15 protein-coding genes are annotated in these 16,111 nt (G+C 67.9%); 9 read left to right on the top strand and 6 right to left on the bottom strand.

Annotation, left to right across the window (positions count from 1 at the left end):
• The first annotated feature begins 102 nt into the window (after positions 1 to 102).
• The 3 genes from OE647_RS04000 (at position 103) to OE647_RS03990 (ending at position 4,386) form a co-directional block, all read left to right on the top strand.
• Positions 103 to 1,752: an electron transfer flavoprotein-ubiquinone oxidoreductase gene (locus tag OE647_RS04000; RefSeq protein WP_263720373.1), complete on the top strand. Its 1,650-nt coding sequence runs from the start codon at positions 103 to 105 to the stop codon at positions 1,750 to 1,752.
• A gap of 110 nt (positions 1,753 to 1,862) precedes the next feature.
• Positions 1,863 to 3,563, top strand: coding sequence for a tetratricopeptide repeat protein (locus OE647_RS03995; RefSeq protein ID WP_263720372.1), 1,701 nt, complete (start codon positions 1,863 to 1,865; stop codon positions 3,561 to 3,563).
• Positions 3,553 to 4,386: a 4-(cytidine 5'-diphospho)-2-C-methyl-D-erythritol kinase gene (locus OE647_RS03990; protein ID WP_263720371.1), complete on the top strand. Its 834-nt coding sequence runs from the start codon at positions 3,553 to 3,555 to the stop codon at positions 4,384 to 4,386. Before OE647_RS03995 ends, OE647_RS03990 begins: the two co-directional genes overlap by 11 nt.
• On the opposite strand, the gene OE647_RS03985 is transcribed toward OE647_RS03990, so the two are convergent.
• Complete coding sequence (locus OE647_RS03985) at positions 4,379 to 5,380, bottom strand: polyprenyl synthetase family protein (protein ID WP_263720370.1); 1,002 nt, start codon at positions 5,378 to 5,380, stop codon at positions 4,379 to 4,381. The genes OE647_RS03990 and OE647_RS03985 overlap by 8 nt on opposite strands.
• 54 nt (positions 5,381 to 5,434) lie before the next feature.
• Between OE647_RS03985 and OE647_RS03980 the strand changes: the two genes are divergently transcribed.
• From OE647_RS03980 to OE647_RS03970, 3 genes are all read left to right on the top strand, one after another.
• Positions 5,435 to 5,650: a putative signal transducing protein gene (locus OE647_RS03980; protein WP_263720369.1), complete on the top strand. Its 216-nt coding sequence runs from the start codon at positions 5,435 to 5,437 to the stop codon at positions 5,648 to 5,650.
• Entirely contained in the window at positions 5,650 to 6,399 is a 750-nt protein-coding gene (locus OE647_RS03975; protein ID WP_263720368.1) for a tRNA1(Val) (adenine(37)-N6)-methyltransferase, read from the top strand. Before OE647_RS03980 ends, OE647_RS03975 begins: the two co-directional genes overlap by 1 nt.
• A 128-nt stretch (positions 6,400 to 6,527) precedes the next feature.
• The gene (locus OE647_RS03970; protein ID WP_263720367.1) at positions 6,528 to 6,695 is read left to right on the top strand and encodes a YdcH family protein; all 168 of its coding nucleotides are present in this window, start codon (positions 6,528 to 6,530) and stop codon (positions 6,693 to 6,695) included.
• Here OE647_RS03970 and yddG read toward each other — a convergent pair.
• The 4 genes from yddG to OE647_RS03950 form a co-directional block, all read right to left on the bottom strand.
• The gene (gene yddG, locus OE647_RS03965; RefSeq protein ID WP_263720366.1) at positions 6,686 to 7,567 is read right to left on the bottom strand and encodes an aromatic amino acid exporter YddG; all 882 of its coding nucleotides are present in this window, start codon (positions 7,565 to 7,567) and stop codon (positions 6,686 to 6,688) included. The genes OE647_RS03970 and yddG overlap by 10 nt on opposite strands.
• 65 nt (positions 7,568 to 7,632) lie before the next feature.
• Positions 7,633 to 8,358 carry an acetoacetyl-CoA reductase gene (phbB, locus tag OE647_RS03960; RefSeq protein ID WP_263720365.1) on the bottom strand — a complete coding sequence of 242 codons (726 nt, stop codon included), beginning with the start codon at positions 8,356 to 8,358 and terminating at the stop codon, positions 7,633 to 7,635.
• 119 nt (positions 8,359 to 8,477) lie between these two features.
• A complete protein-coding gene (locus tag OE647_RS03955) occupies positions 8,478 to 9,653 on the bottom strand; it encodes an acetyl-CoA C-acetyltransferase (RefSeq protein WP_263720364.1) in 1,176 nt (391 codons plus the stop codon).
• 127 nt (positions 9,654 to 9,780) lie between these two features.
• Complete coding sequence (locus OE647_RS03950; RefSeq protein WP_263720363.1) at positions 9,781 to 10,620, bottom strand: EAL domain-containing protein; 840 nt, start codon at positions 10,618 to 10,620, stop codon at positions 9,781 to 9,783.
• 80 nt (positions 10,621 to 10,700) lie between these two features.
• On the opposite strand from OE647_RS03950, the gene OE647_RS03945 reads away from it, so the two are divergent.
• The gene (locus OE647_RS03945) at positions 10,701 to 11,261 is read left to right on the top strand and encodes a DNA-3-methyladenine glycosylase I (protein WP_263720362.1); all 561 of its coding nucleotides are present in this window, start codon (positions 10,701 to 10,703) and stop codon (positions 11,259 to 11,261) included.
• 21 nt (positions 11,262 to 11,282) lie between these two features.
• On the opposite strand, the gene OE647_RS03940 is transcribed toward OE647_RS03945, so the two are convergent.
• The gene (locus OE647_RS03940; protein WP_263720361.1) at positions 11,283 to 12,353 is read right to left on the bottom strand and encodes a Hint domain-containing protein; all 1,071 of its coding nucleotides are present in this window, start codon (positions 12,351 to 12,353) and stop codon (positions 11,283 to 11,285) included.
• Positions 12,354 to 12,586: 233 nt separating this feature from the next.
• On the opposite strand from OE647_RS03940, the gene dapE reads away from it, so the two are divergent.
• Entirely contained in the window at positions 12,587 to 13,747 is a 1,161-nt protein-coding gene (dapE, locus tag OE647_RS03935; protein ID WP_263720359.1) for a succinyl-diaminopimelate desuccinylase, read from the top strand.
• A gap of 103 nt (positions 13,748 to 13,850) precedes the next feature.
• The gene (gene rnr, locus OE647_RS03930; protein ID WP_263720358.1) at positions 13,851 to 16,103 is read left to right on the top strand and encodes a ribonuclease R; all 2,253 of its coding nucleotides are present in this window, start codon (positions 13,851 to 13,853) and stop codon (positions 16,101 to 16,103) included.
• Positions 16,104 to 16,111 lie beyond the last annotated feature (8 nt).

Genomic DNA, 16,111 nt, shown 5'->3' with positions numbered 1-16,111 from the left:
CGATTGGGCAATATCATGTCGCGTCATGATTGCTTCGGCCCATCCGGTAAGCTAGGAACGCCGGGACTTTTGGACCCGTCTGCCAGCCGAGGGGAAATGGGAATGACCGACGTGACGCGCGAAGCGATGGAATATGACGTGGTGATCGTGGGCGCCGGGCCTGCGGGCCTGTCTGCCGCGATCCGCCTGAAGCAGCTTGACGCAGACCTGAACGTCGTCGTGCTGGAAAAGGGCTCCGAGGTTGGCGCGCATATCCTGTCGGGCGCGGTGCTGGACACCTCTGGCCTCGACGCGCTGCTTCCCGACTGGAAGGCCATGGGCGCACCGATCAAGACCGAGGTGAAGAAGGACAACTTCTACGTCCTCGGCGAAGCGGGCCACATGCGCATCCCGAACTGGCCGATGCCGCCCTTCATGGACAACCACGGCAAGTACATCGTCTCGATGGGCAATGTCTGCCGCTGGCTGGCCGAGCAGGCCGAGGGGCTTGGCGTCGAGATCTTCCCGGGCATGGCCTGTTCAGAACTCGTCTATGGCGAGAACGGCGAGGTCAAGGGCGTGGTCGCGGGCGAGATGGGCCTTCAGGCCGACGGCACGCCGGGGCCGCAGTACGAACCGGGGATGGAACTGCACGGGAAATACGTGTTCCTCTCCGAAGGGGTGCGCGGGTCGCTGGCCAAGGAAGTGATCGCGAAATACGAGCTGTCCAAGGGCCACTGCCCGCAGAAGTTCGGCATTGGCATGAAGGAAATCTGGGAGATTGACCCCGCGAAGCACCGCGAGGGCACGGTGACCCACACGATGGGCTGGCCGCTGGGCAAGAACGCGGGCGGCGGGTCCTTCATCTATCACCTGGAAAACAACCAGGTCTATGTGGGCTTCGTGGTGCACCTGAACTACCAGAACCCGCACCTTTACCCCTACATGGAGTTCCAGCGCTTCAAGCATCACCCGATGGTGGCCGAGCTTCTGAAGGGCGGCAAGCGCGTGGCCTACGGCGCGCGCGCGATCAGCGAAGGCGGCTGGCAGTCGATCCCGAAGGTCGTGGCGCCGGGCGTGGCGATCCTCGGTTGCTCGGCCGGGCTCGTGAACGTGCCGCGGATCAAGGGCAACCACAACGCCATGCTTTCCGGCATCCACGCGGCCGAAGCAGCGCACGCCGCCATCGGCGAGGGGCGCGGCGGCGACGAGCTGGCGGCCTATGAGGCCAACCTGCGCTCCGGCCCGATCGCCAAGGACCTCAAGCGCGTGCGCAACGTCAAGCCGATGTGGTCGCGCTGGGGCATGATCGCCTCGCTCGCCTTCGGGGGCTTCGACATGTGGACGAACCACCTGTTCGGGCTGTCGCTCTTCGGCACGCTCAAGCACGGCAAGACCGACGCCGCCGCGACCGGCGAGGCGTCGAAATTTCCGAAGATCGACTACCCCAAACCCGATGGCGTTCTGTCCTTCGACCGGCTGACCAACGTCGCCTTCGCCGCGACGAATCACGAGGAAAGCCAGCCCTGCCACCTGCGGCTGAAGGACGAAAGCACCCCCATCAGGGTCAACCTGCCCAAGTATGACGAACCGGCCCAGCGCTACTGCCCGGCCGGCGTCTACGAGGTGCTGGAGGGCGAGGACGGTCCGCGGTTCCAGATCAACTTCCAGAACTGCGTCCACTGCAAGACCTGCGACATCAAGGACCCGAGCCAGAACATCAACTGGACCACGCCGCAGGGTGGCGACGGGCCGAACTATCCCAACATGTGACCGCTCCGGCGGCTTCTGACCTGCGGGGCTGCCCTTGGGGCGGCCCCGCATTGCTTTGGGGGGCCGGGCGCACTAGTCTGCCTCGACATGCCCTGCGGAGGAGCCCGACCTTGACCGCCCGTCTTCCGATCGCCCTTGCCCTCGCATGCGCGTTGCAAGCCCCCGTCTGCGCTTCCGCCGACGGGCTGGCCGGGCCCTATCTGGCGGGCCGCCAGGCGTTCTCGGTCTTCGATTACGCGCAAGCGGCCACCTATCTGACGAGCGCGCTTCAGCAGGACCCGGCGAATGAGGCGATCGCCGAAACCGCGATCCTGGCGCAGATCGCCCGAGGGCAGCCCGCCCAGGCCATGCCGATTGCCCGCAAGCAGCGCGAGCAGGGTCTGGACAGCCAGATCCTTACACTCGCGATCCTGACCGATCTGGCCCGGCAGGGGGACTACGCCGCCGCGATTGCCGATCTGGACGCCGGACATACGGCCGGGCCGCTCGTGGACGACCTGTTCCGCGCCTGGGCTCTGGTCGGCGCGGGCCAGATGTCCGAGGCGCTGACCGTTTTCGACAAGGTGGCCGATCAATCCGGGCTGAAGACCTTCGGCCTTTACCACAAGGCGATCGCGCTGGCCTCGGTCGGCGATTTCGAAGGCGCGGACGAGATTTTTTCTGGCGACGCGGCCGGGCCGATCCGCGCCACGCGCCGGGGCATCATCGCGCACGCGGAAATTCTCAGCCAGCTGGAGCGCAACGCGGCCGCGATCGAGCTTCTCGACCAGGTCGCGGGCAGCGCGCTCGACCCCGAGCTTTCGGCGCTTCGCGCGCGCCTGGCGGCGGGCGACAGCGTTCCCTTCGACATGATCACCGGCCCCGCCGACGGGATCGCCGAGGTCTTCGCCACGGTCGCGGGGGTGCTCAACGCCGAAACCGGGGCGCTGGACGCGCTCACCTTCACGCGGCTCGCCCAGTTCATGAAGCCCGGCTACGCCGACGCGATCCTCATGAGCGCTGGCATCCTGGAACGGCAGAAGCAATACGACCTGGCGACCGAAGCCTACAACCTGATCGGCCATGACGATCCGTCCTACATGACGGCGGAGCTTGGCCGGGTGGACGCGCTTGTCGCCGCCGACCGCATCGACGCCGCCATCGAGGCGCTGGAGCAACTGGCGAAGGCCATGCCCGATGTGCCCGTGGTCTGGTCCACGCTCGGCGACATCCTGCGGCGGCAAGAGCGCTTCGGTGAGGCCGTCTCCGCCTACGACAAGGCGATCGGGGCTCTGGGCGCCGAACAGCCCGGCCAATGGGTCGTCTACTACACCCGCGGTATCTGCCTGGAGCGCGAAAAGGACTGGACGGCGGCGGAGGCCGATTTCCGCAAGGCGCTGGAGCTTAGCCCCGATCAGCCTCAGGTGCTGAACTACATGGGCTATTCCTTCCTCGAGATGAAGACGAACCTAGACGAGGCGCTGGCAATGATCGAGAAGGCCGTCGCCGCCAAGCCCGAGGACGGCTACATCGTCGACAGCCTGGGCTGGGCGCTCTACCGGATGGGGCGCTATGGCGACGCGGTGGTCCACATGGAAAAGGCCGTCGGGCTGATGCCGGTCGACAGCATCGTCAACGACCACCTGGGCGACGTCTACTGGGCCGTCGGCCGCAAGCGCGAGGCGGAATTCCAGTGGAAGCGCGCCCTGTCCTTCGAGCCCGAGACCGAGGAAGAGGCCACCCGCATCCGCCGCAAGCTGGAAGTCGGGCTGGATGTGGTCCTCTCCGAAGAGGGCGCGGAGCCGCTGGCCATCAGCAAGAATGGCGACTGAGGAATTCGCGCCGGCAAAGATCAACCTTGCGCTGCATGTGACCGGACGGCGCGCGGATGGCTATCACCTGCTCGACAGCCTCGTCGTCTTCGCAGGCGTGGGGGACAGTGTCCGTGTGGCGTTCGACGCTGAACCGGGCCTGACCATCGACGGCCCGATGGGAAACGGCCTTGCCGCCAGCGACGACAATCTGGTCCTGCGCGCCGCGCGGTTCCTGGGCGAGGAGAATAGCGCGATCACCCTGACAAAGCGCCTGCCGGTCGCCTCCGGCATCGGTGGCGGCTCGGCGGATGCCGCCGCCACGCTGCGTGCGATCTGCCGACTGCGCGGCGGCACCCTGCCGGATCCGGCTACGACGGCCGTGCTGGGGGCGGATGTGCCGGCCTGCCTCATCGGCAAGCCTCTTCGGATGCGCGGGATCGGAGAGGTCCTGGACGCTGTGCCGGCCCTGCCACCGGCCCATCTGGTGCTGGTGAACCCCGGTGTCTCGGTTTCGACGCCGGACGTGTTCCGCGCGCTGGAACGCCGCGACAATCCAGGCCTGCCGCCTATGCCCGCGCTGAAAACGGCGGCGGATCTGGCGGGCTACCTGTCAACCTGCCGCAACGACCTGGAACCCGCGGCGCGCAAGCTGATCCCGTCCATCGGCGCGGTTTTGGCTGCGCTTGAAGCACGGCCGGGCTGCCTGCTGGCGCGGATGTCGGGCTCGGGCGCCACCTGTTTTGGACTTTTCGCGGAGGGGTTGACCGCCACGGCCGCCGCGGCCGCGATCGAGCAGGCGCATCCCGGCTGGTGGGTCGCGGCGGCGCCGATCCTCAGCTGACGCGCGCGACGACGAAATCCGCGAGGTCCGACAGCATCGCCCGCAGCGGATGATCCGGCAACGCCGCAAGCGCCGCCTTCGCGCGGGCCGCCCAGCCGAGCGCATCGGCGCGCGCGGCCTCCATCGCCCCATGCCGCGCCATCAGCGCCATCGCCTGTTCCAGGTCGCCCTCGCGCTGGTCGCCCTTCTCGATGACTCGCCGCCAGAAGGCCCGCTCCTCTTCCGAGGCCTGAGCGACCGCCTTGATCACGGGCAGCGTCAGCTTGCGTTCACGGAAGTCATCGCCGACGTTCTTGCCGATCGTCTCCGTCGCGCCGCCGTAATCGAGCAGGTCGTCGACGATCTGGAAGGCGATCCCCAACGCGTCGCCATAGGTGTAAAGTGCGCGCACCTGATCTTCCGGCGCCTCGGCGATCACGCCGCCGACCTCGGTCGCGGCCGAAAACAGCGCCGCCGTCTTGCCCCGCACGACCTTGAGGTAAACCCCTTCGTCCGTCGCCAGGTCCTGCGCCGCCGTCAGTTGCAGCACCTCGCCCTCGGCGATCGTCGCGGAGGCATTGGCGAGGATATCGAGCACCCGCAGCGATCCTGTTTCCACCATCAACTGGAACGAGCGCGAGAACAGGTAATCCCCCACAAGAACCGAGGACTTGTTGTCCCAAAGCAGGTTCGCGGTCGGCCGCCCGCGCCGCTGCTTGCTTTCATCGACGACATCGTCGTGAAGCAGCGTCGCGGTATGGATGAACTCCACCGTCGCGGCCAGATGGACGTGATAGGGGCCGCCGTAGCCGCAAAGCCGCGCCGCAGCGAGCGTCAGGAGCGGCCGCAGCCGCTTCCCCCCGGCCTCGACCAGATGCGCGGTCACCTCCGGGATGCGGGGGGCGTGTTCCGACGCCATCCGTTCCCGGATCAGCGCGTTCACGCTCTCCATGTCGCCCGCAAGATGTGCGCTGAGGCGGTCGTGCGGTTTCATCGCGGCTTCGTCCAAACTCATCCCGGTCCTGTCCACCCTCGACAAAGGCCGGGGCTTGTCCTTAAGTCTCGGATCATGAAGGAGCTTGTTCGAACCAACGACCCAACCGTGATCGCCCTCGCAACCGCCCTTCTTGAGGCGGAGGATATAGCGGTGTTTCAACTCGACGTCCACATGAGCGTGCTCGAAGGGTCGATCGGAATGCTGCCCCGGCGCCTGATGGTGCGCGAGAAGGATCACTTCATGGCCAGCGCGATCCTGCGCGACCACGGCATCGGGCCCGAGGGCTGATGTTCGCCGACACGGACCTGAGCTGCGATGGCTTTCTTGGCGGGCGTCTGCGGATCTGGCAGCCGCGCGAAGGCTACCGCGCGGCGATGGACCCGGTGCTTCTGGCCGCCGCTTGCCCCGCCCGGCCCGGTGAGACGGTGCTGGAGCTGGGTTGCGGGGCCGGCGTCGCCTCCCTCTGCCTGGCCGCACGGGTGCCGGGGGTGAGGGTCACGGGGCTGGAGCTTCAGGCAGGCTATGCCGACCTCGCACGGCGCAACGCGGCCGAAAGCGGCCTCGGCCTGACGGTGGTCGATGGCGATCTGGCGCATATACCCGCCGGTCTGCGCGCCCAAAGCTTCGATCACGTCATTGCCAATCCGCCCTATTACCCGGCAAGCGGGGGCACGCCCGCGCGCGACGCGGGCCGCGAACGCGCCCTGCGCGAGAAGACGCCGCTGGCGCTTTGGCTTCAGGCCGCGCTCAGACGGCTGCACCCCGGCGGTTGGCTGACGATGATCCAGTCCGCCGACCGGCTGGCGGACGTGCTGGCGTTGAAGGGCGCGGGAAGCATCGCGATCCTTCCGGTGGCCCCTCGCGCGGGCCGCGATGCGACGCGCGTCATTCTCAGGGCCCGGAAGGGCGGGCGCGGCGCGCTCCGGCTTCTGGCTCCGTTTGTCCTGCATGAAGGCGAGCGGCACATGCGCGACGGCGACAGTTTCACCGCTGCGGCGCAGGCGGTTTTGCGCCATGGGGCGGCCCTGGAAATCTGACCCCCGAACCGGTCTCGGCGGAGATTGGCGCTTTGCGTCGCAGGGGGCGATTCGGCCTTCGGTTCCGCGTGACACGACTCATCTTATGTGATGGGATTGTGACAGGTTTCACAGGAGAGGAGACGACGATGTCGATGAGTTCGCACCTGCAGGAACTTCGCAAGAAGCACCAGCATTTGTCCGAAGCCGTGGAAGAGGCGCTTCGCCAGCCCGGCTCCGATGACCTGCAAATTGCGGAGATGAAGAAGCAGAAATTGCGGCTCAAGGAAGAGATCGCCCGTCTCAGTCAGGTCTGAGCGGGGCTTTTCCGGGCGCCGGCCCTGGCCGCCAGGGCCGCGCCCAAGGTGATCAGAAGCGCCGACATGGCAATACGCGGCGTCGCCGCCGCCTGACCGGCGCCGATCAGGACCAGAGTGGACAGAAGCGGCGCCGCGTATGAGGCGACGCCAAGCAGTTGGATGTTGCCGCGCTTCACGCCGATGTCCCAGACATAGAAGGCTAGGCCGACCGGGCCTATGCCCAGGGCGACGCAGCTTGCCCAACCCCAAGCGCTGGCTGGCCAGACGGTCGGCTCGGTCATCACATGGGCAATGGCCGAAAGGATCGCCGTGGCGACGCAAAACACGGCGACAGATGCTGTTGGCGCATGGCCAACGAGGCGCGATCCCACAGAATAGCTCGACCAGGTCAGCGCGCAGAGGAAGGCCAGCCCCAAACCGGTCATGGCCCCCGGGGGCAGGTCGCCGCCCGTGCCGCGCCCAAGGATCAGCGCCGCCCCGGCAAAGGCCAGGAACGCGCCCGCGATATGCCCGCCCGTCAACCGCTCCCCCGGCAGAAGGCCGGAGAAGAGCACGATGAAGAGTGGCCAGAGATAGGCGATCAGGCTCGCCTCGGCCGGCGGCGCCAGACGCAGGGCCGAAAAATAGAGGAAATGGTAGCCGAACAGCCCCGCCGTTCCGAACAGGTAGACCCGCAGGGGCACCCGGCGCAGATCGCCCCAACTGTGCGTCACGCCAAGCCAGATCAGCCCCAGCCCGCCCCCGATCGCGAAGGTCACCGAGGTCAGAAGCAGCGGCGGCATCGGCGCGGTTCCGACCGTCAGCACTGCCAGCAACGCCCAAAGCAGAACCGCCACGAAGCCGGTCGCCGTTGCCTGAGCGCGCGTCATCTGATTCTCCAACGGAAAAGGGCCGGTCGTTGCGACCGGCCCTCCCCTATACTATGCGGTCCGGCTCAGGAGAAGAACTGCCCGCCGTTGGCCGAGATCGTCGAGCCGGTGATGAAGCCTGCCTCGTCCGAGGCCAGGAACACGACGCAGCGCGCGATCTCCTCGGGCTCTCCCAGGCGGCCGACCGGAATCTGCGGGATGATGCGCTCCGCCAGTACCTTCTCGTCGATGGCCTTCACCATGTCGGTGCCGATGTAGCCCGGGCAGATCGCGTTGACGGTGATCCCGGCGCGCGCGCCTTCCTGCGCGAGCGCGCGGGTGATACCGATGTCGCCGGCCTTGGCGGCGGAGTAGTTCGCCTGGCCCGCCTGCCCCTTCTGACCGTTGACGGAGGAGATGTTGACCACGCGTCCGAACTTGCGGTCGCGCATGCCGGACCAGACCGGGTGGGTCATGTTGAAGACGCCCGAAAGGTTGGTGTCGATCACCTCTTTCCACTGCGCAGGGGTCATCTTGTGGAACATCGCGTCGCGGGTGATGCCGGCGTTGTTCACCAGCACATCGACCGGGCCAAGGTCCGCTTCCACCTGGGCGATGCCCGCCTTGCAGGCGTCGTAATCGGCGACCGACCACTTGTAGGTGGGAATGCCGGTTTCCTTGGTGAAGGCGGCCGCGGCCTCATCGTTGCCCGCGTAGTTGGCGGCCACGGAATAGCCTGCGGCCTTGAGAGCCGCCGAGATGGCGGCCCCGATGCCGCGGGACCCGCCGGTAACCAGTGCAACCCTAGCCATGATTCCTCCTGTGAAAATACTGTGGGCTTGAAATCCTGTTATCCAAACGAAGAAGCGGGCGCAACATTATTGCGCCCGCTTTTTCGCTTTTGCAGCAAATTTTCGCTGCGGCGTGGCGATCAGGCCCGTTCAAGGCACATGGCGACGCCCATGCCCCCGCCGATGCAGAGCGTGGCGAGGCCCTTGCCCGCGCCGGACCGCTGCATCTCGAAGAGGAGCGTGTTGAGAATACGCGCGCCCGAGGCGCCGATCGGGTGGCCGATGGCGATGGCGCCGCCGTTCACGTTGACGCGCGCCGGATCCCAGCCCATGTCCTTGTTGACCGCGCAGGCCTGGGCGGCAAAGGCCTCATTCGCCTCGACCAGGTCAAGGTCGGCGGCCTTCCAGCCGGCTTTCTCCAGCGCCTTGCGGCTGGCATGGATCGGTCCGACGCCCATGATCGCCGGGTCAAGGCCCGCCGTCGCGTAGGAGGCGATGCGCGCGATCGGCGTCAGGCCGCGCTTGGCGGCCTCCGCCTCGCTCATCACCAGGACCGCCGCCGCGCCGTCGTTCAGGCCCGAGGCGTTCCCGGCCGTGACGGTGCCGTCCTTGGCGAAGGCGGGGCGCAGCTTCTGCATCGCCTCGATCGTGGCGCCGAGGCGGATGTATTCGTCCTGATCGACGGTGATGTCGCCCTTGCGGGTCTTGACGATGAAGGGGACGATCTCATCCTTGAACTTGCCGGCCTTCTGCGCGGCTTCGGCCTTGTTCTGGCTCGCCAGCGCGAATTCGTCCTGCATCTCACGGCCGATCTGCCAGCGGCTGGCGACGTTCTCGGCGGTGGTGCCCATGTGGTAGCCGTTGAAGGCGTCCCAGAGGCCGTCCTTGATCATCGAATCGATGAAGTTCAGGTCGCCCATCTTCTGACCGGCGCGCAGATGCGCGACATGGGGCGAAAGCGACATGCTTTCCTGACCGCCAGCCGCGACGATGGAGGCATCGCCAAGCTGGACGTGTTGCGCGGCCAGCGCGACCGCCCGCAGGCCGGAGCCGCAAACCTGGTTGATCGACCAGGCGGCGCTTTCCTGCGCCAGCCCCGCCTTGATATGCGCCTGGCGCGCCGGGTTCTGCCCCTGGCCGGCCGTCAGCACCTGACCGAGGATGGTTTCGGAAACCTCGGCCTTGTCGATCCCGGCGCGCGCCACGACCGCTTCCAGAACGGCGGCCCCCAGATCGTGGGCAGGCGTGCTGGCGAACGATCCGTTGAAGCTGCCCACGGCCGTCCGTGCGGCCGATACGATTACGACATTGGTCATGGTTGGTTTCCTCTCATGGCGTATTGCGCGTGCGGGCGGCCCGGCCGGGCCTCCGCGTCGCAGTGCAGCATGACCAATGCCGCGCCTGCGTCAAGCAAAACGCGCAAGTCGTCAGCGGGCGCGGCGATCACGCGCGGCCCTGCGCCTCCGCCCTGGCGCGCCAGGGCGGGCGGACGACGGGCGCGCCAAAGTGATAGCCCTGAAGGCAGTCCACGCCGATCTCCGCCAGGTAGGCCGCATCGCGCCCATTCTCGACCATTTCCGCCACCGCGAACATGTCGAAGTGATGCGCGATCGACAGCAAGGCCTTGGTCAGGCACTGGTTGTCGCGATTGTCCGCGATCCCCCGGATGAACTGCCCGTCGATCTTGAGGATGTCGAAATAGAAGTTCCTGAGGTAGCGGAAAGAGGTGAACCCGGCGCCGAAATCGTCCAGCGCGAAGGCCAGCCCCTGGTCCTGCAATTCGCGCATGAAGACCGTGACAAGGTCCGGTACGACCAGCGCGGAGGCTTCGGTGATTTCCAGGATCAGCCGTTCGCCCAAGGTGGGGTCCGCCGCCAGCCCGCGCCGCAGGGTCTCCCGCCAGCGCGGGTAGCCGATCGAGCGGGCCGACATGTTGACCGACAGCCGGAGGCCGGGCGTCGTGCGAAGCTCCGCCAGGCCCATCTCCAGCGCCAGGCAATCGATATCGCGGCCCAGCTCCGTGGTCTCGATCGCGTCGATGAAGTCGCAGGCCGGGATGATGCGGCCAGCGTCGTCGAGGACGCGGATCAGGGCCTCGTGGAAGGCGGGGCTTGCCGGGGCCGAGGCGGGCACCACCGGCTGGAAGGCCAACATCACCGCCTTACGCTGCACGGCGGCCTCGACCATCTGGATGACATTGCGGTCGCGCGCGGCCAGGGCGGCGGCCAGCGGGCTTTCCTCGGACGGGTCGATGCACGGGCGATTCTCGCGGGCTTTGGTCATGCCGGTCCTCCAATTCGGCTCCAGCATCGACACCAGCGCCTAAGAAGCGGTAAAAGCGTCCCGAAAGCTTGGAGCGCGACATGACCGAAAGATGCGCCTGGTGCGGCACGGACCCGCTCTATGTCCAGTATCACGACACCGAATGGGGCGTGCCCGAACGCGACGCGCGCGCGCTGTGGGAAAAGCTGATCCTGGACGGGTTTCAGGCGGGGCTCGCCTGGATCACGATCCTGAAAAAGCGCGAGGGCTTCCGCGCGGCCTTCCAGGGTTTCGACCCCGAGGTGATCGCCCGCTGGGGCGAGGACGAAGTGATACGCCTGCTCGGCGATCCCGGCATCGTCCGCTCGCGCGCCAAGATCGAGGCGACGATCGGCAACGCCCGGGCCTATCTGCGAATCGCCGAAGGGGACGGTTTCGATCAGTGGCTCTGGCGCTACGTCGATGGCGCGCCGTTGCAGACGAACCTCCGATCCATGGCGGATGTGCCGGGCTTCACCCCGCTGTCCGAACGGATCTCGAAGGATCTCAAGAAAGCGGGTTTCCGCTTTGCGGGGCCGACCATCGTCTACGCGTTCATGCAGGCGGTCGGCATGGTCAATGACCACGTCGTGACCTGTCACCGCCACGCGGCCCTGTCCTGACCGGGACACGCCACCGGGTGCCTAGGCCGCGAAGAGCGCCCCCCGGCGCCGGCGCGAGGCCGCCAGCGCGTCGACCTCGTAGCGCTGCGCATCGCGCAGGGCTGTGCGGCGTTGCACGGGCAGAGTGCCGGCACGCGCAAGACCCGCAAGCGGGGTGCTGAGCGCGAGGCCCGGGTCGCGCGCCAGCGCGCCAATGCACAGGCTTTCCATCGCACAGCCGCCCGGCGCAATGATGTGGTGATCGTCCAGCAACAGCCCATGGTATCGGTAAAGCGGCCCGGTGGGTTCTGGCACAACCGTTTCGCCATCGATCAGCGACCCGGCCTCCACCAGCACCTCGGGCTCCCCGAAAAGGTACTCGATCTCGGCCCCCGAAAGCACGACCCGGTGCCCCGGCTGGACTACCAGGTCGCCACCGCTTCCGAAGGGGGGCGCTTTCAGGCGCACCGGCGCGTAGGAGCCGAGCGCGGGGACCTCGACCGCGCCGCACCAAAGCACGGCGGCAAGCGCACCATCGCGGGTGACGACGCGATCACCCGGATGCAGGTCGGAAAGCCGAACCACACCACGCGGCGTCGGGATCGGGGTGTCGCCCGCCATGCAGATGCCAGGCCCGACGGGATGCAGGTGATCGGCCGCCGCATGCCAAAGCAGCGCGCGATGCCGGTTCTGCCACCGACCCGTGAGCCCCAGAAGCTCCGGCGCGCTGAGCGCGAGGGCGGCGTCGGCGTGCTGCTGCCGAAGCGTCCCTTGGGCGAGGTTCTCCGCGCTCAGCGTGGCCTCGCCCGGAAGGCTGTCCCAGCGCAGCGTCAGGCGCAGGCTGCCACGCGCCGCCGGCCGGTCGTAGCCGGTCGCGATCTGGCAAAAGCGGTCGCCCGCGCGCAGCGCGACATGGGCGCGATCGCCCCGGATCAGGCTCAGCGTGAGCGAGGCCGTCGCCGTGCGCGCCTGATAGATCAGTTGCGGCAAGGGGCCGAGGGCGGAGAAATCGATCTCCCAAACCATGCTACCGGCAAGCGATCGGGCCGAATCGGGCGCGACTTTGGCGACCCTGGGGCGGCCTGTGTGATCTGCGACGACCAGCCAGCTCATGAAACCTCTGCCCACCTGGTTTCGCGGGCGCCCGCCCCATGGGCGGCCTGCCGCGAATTGTCCCGTTCGGGGACCTTTGCCTGCCTTGGGGAAAACTATGCCGTGCCACGGCCGTCTTGGGAATCCGCCGCCGGGGCGCGGCCGGGCGATGGTGCAGGCCGGCAACAGCGCGGGGCGATTGCCCCGGCCGCGCGAAGGCGCTAACCCTGAGCCCGACAACAAGGAGCCCAGTCTTGACCGATACCGCCCACGCCCCCGTCGATCCCGTGGACCTGACCGCCCGGCTGGTCCGCTGCCCCTCGGTCACACCGGAGGAAGGCGGGGCGCTGACGCTTCTGGCGGACCTGCTGGGCGGGGCGGGGTTCGACTGCGTGCGCGTCGATCGCAACGGCACGCCCAACCTATATGCCCGCTGGGGGCGCAAGGGGGCGAACCGGACCTTCGGCTTCAACGGCCATACCGATGTGGTGCCGGTGGGCGATGCCGCGGCCTGGACGCGCGATCCGTTCGGCGGCGAGATCGACGGCGGATACCTTTGGGGCCGCGGCGCGACGGACATGAAGTCGGGCGTCGCCGCCTTTGCCGCCGCCGCCGTGGATTTCGTGCGCGACACCCCGCCCGACGGCGCCGTCGTGCTGACCATCACCGGGGATGAGGAAGGCCCCGCGAAGGACGGGACCGTCGCGCTTCTGGACTGGATGGCGCGCGAGGGGGAGGCGATGTCGGTCTGCCTTGTCGGCGAACCCACCTGCCCCGACCGCATGGCCGAGATGATGAAGATCGGCCGGCGCGGCTCGATGACGGTGACCTTCCACGCCCAAGGCGTGCAGGGCCACTCGGCCTATCCGCACCGGGCGAAGAACCCGCTTCACGCCATGGTCAGGCTGCTCGACCGCCTGGCGTCCGAGCCGCTGGACCAGGGGACCGAGCATTTCGATGCCTCCACGCTGGCGATCACCACCATCGACACCGGGAACACGGCGACAAACGTGATCCCGGCGCGGGCCATGGGGCGGGTCAACATCCGTTTCAACGACGCCCACAGCTCGGACAGCATCACCGCACGGTTGAAGGCCGAGGCGGAGCGGGTGACCGCCGACACCGGCGTCACCTTCGGGATGGAGGTGGAGGTCTCGGGCGAAAGCTTCCTGACGCCGCCGGGCGACTTCGTCCGGCTGGTCGCGGGCGCGGTGACCGCCGAGACCGGGGCAGAGCCGGTCCTGTCCACCTCTGGCGGGACCTCGGACGCGCGCTTCGTGAAGGATCACTGCCCCGTGGTCGAATTCGGCCTCGTGGGCCGCACGATGCACGAGGTCGATGAGCGCGTGAGCGTCGAGCAGATCCGCCAGCTCAAGGCGATCTACACCCGTGTCCTGCGCGACTACTTCGCCTAAGCCCACAGCGGTCATTTCCGGGCCTTGTCGCGATCACTGGCGCGACGGGCCGCACCGTCGCTTTCCGCATGACGCGACCAACGCGCCGTGGTAGGCCCCGGACATGACCCGTATCCCCTCAAAAGCCGAAATCCTCGCGTGGATCGCCGAGCACCCCGGTGCGGCGGCCAAGCGTGACATCGCCAAGGCCTTCGGCATCAAGGGGGCGGCGCGGATCGACCTCAAACGGGTCCTCAAGGAGCTGGAGGAGGAAGGCGCCATCGAACGCCGCCGTCGCACTTTCCGCGACCCGGCGAAGCTGCCCCCCGTCGCGATGCTGACGATCCTCGCCCCCGACAGCGACGGCGACATCTTTGCGCGGCCCGTCGAATGGCAGGGCGAAGGCCCCGCGCCGCGTGTCCTGTTCATCCCCAAGAAGGGTGACACCGCCGTGGGCGAGGGCGACCGGGTGCTCGCCAAGATCACCGAGGTCACGGGTGAGGATCACGGCTATGAGGGTCGCCTGATCCGCAAGCTCGGCACCAACCCGCACCGCATCCTCGGCATCTTCCGCAAGGGGGCGGAGGGTGGGCGCATCGTGCCCATCGACAAGGGCGCGGACCTGGAGTGGATGGTGGCCCCCGGCGCGACGCTGGATGCCAAGGACGGCGAACTGGTCGAGGCGGAACAGTCCGGCCCCAAGGTCCGCATGGGCCTGCCGCGCGCGCGGATCGTCGAGCGGCTGGGCGACCCGACGGCCCCGCGCGCCGTGTCGCTGATCGCGATCCACCAGCACGGCATTCCCGACGATTTCCCCGACGCCGCCATCGCCGAGGCGGATCACGCCAAACCCGCGCCGCTGGGTGAACGCGAGGATCTGCGCCACCTGCCCTTCGTCACCATCGACCCGGCCGACGCGCGCGACCATGACGACGCCTGCTATGCCCATGCCGACGAGGACCCGAAGAACGAGGGCGGCCATATCGTCTGGGTCGCCATCGCCGACGTGGCCCATTACGTCACGCCCCAGTCCGCGCTCGACCGGGAGGCGCGGCGGCGGGGCAATTCCACCTATTTCCCCGACCGCGTGGTGCCGATGCTGCCCGAACGGCTCTCGGGCGATCTCTGCTCGCTGCACGAAGGCATCGCGCGCCCGGTCCTCGCCGTCTGGATGAAGCTTGATGCCAAGGGCCGCAAGGTCAGCCACCGCTTCACCCGCGCGATGATCCAGTCGAAGGCAAGCCTGAACTACGCCGAGGTGCAGGAGGCGCAGGACGGCCGCCCGAACGAGCGCTGTGCCGCGTTGATGGAGTCGGTCATCGCGCCCCTTTACGCCGCCTATGAGGCGACGAAGACCGCGCGCGCCATGCGCCAGCCGCTGGACCTCGACCTGCCCGAGCGGCGGATCGACATCGGCGAGGACGGACATGTGAAATCGGTGGCCTTCCGCGACCGGCTCGACGCGCACCGGCTGATCGAGGAATTCATGATCCTCGCCAACGTCGCCGCGGCCGAGGAGCTGATCCGGCTCCGCCGTCCGCTTCTCTTCCGCGTCCACGAGGAGCCCAGTCCCGAGAAGCTGGACGCGCTGCGCGAGGTGGCGGAGGCCTCGGGCTTCACGCTGGCCAAGGGGCAGGTCCTCCAGACCTCGCACCTGAACCGCCTTCTGGCGCAGGCCGAGGGGACGGAGTTCGACGAGCTTTTGAACATCTCCACTCTGCGCTCGATGACGCAGGCCTATTATCACCCGGAGAACTTCGGCCACTTCGGGCTGGCGCTGAAGTCCTACGCGCATTTCACCTCGCCCATCCGGCGCTATTCCGATCTGATCGTGCACCGCGCGCTGATCCTCGGCCATGGCTGGGGCAAGGACGGGCTGTCGCCCCGCGACATCGAGGATCTGGAGGAAGCCGCCACCCATATCTCGGAAACCGAGCGCCGCTCGATGGCGGCGGAGCGCGATACGACCGACCGTTACCTCGCGGCCTATCTGTCCGATCGCGTGGGCAACGAATTCGCCGGCCGGATCAGCGGCGTCACGCGCTTTGGCTGCTTCGTGCGGCTGGATGAGACCGGGGCCGACGGCCTCATTCCGATCCGCACCATCGGGCGGGAGTTCTTCCATTTCGACGCCAATGCCCAGACCCTGACCGGCGCCGACACCGGCCTTGTCATCGGCATCGGCCAGCGCGTCACCGTGCGTCTGGCAGAGGCGGTGCCCGTCACCGGCGGGCTGATGCTGGAACTGCTGGAGATCGAGGGCCAGGGCCGCCCCGGCGGCGCCCAGGCCAAGCGCGGCAAGCGTGTCATCCGCCGCGTGGGCGCCGCCCGCGCGAAGAACGCGAAGTTCAAGCGCAAGACCGACCGTCGCCGCTGATCGCCGCC

The organism is Albidovulum sediminicola, assembly GCF_025751575.1.
Classification (GTDB): domain Bacteria; phylum Pseudomonadota; class Alphaproteobacteria; order Rhodobacterales; family Rhodobacteraceae; genus Albidovulum; species Albidovulum sediminicola.
The sequence above is the reverse complement of the archived record's forward strand: the minus strand, read 5'-3'. Positions and strand labels throughout refer to the sequence as shown.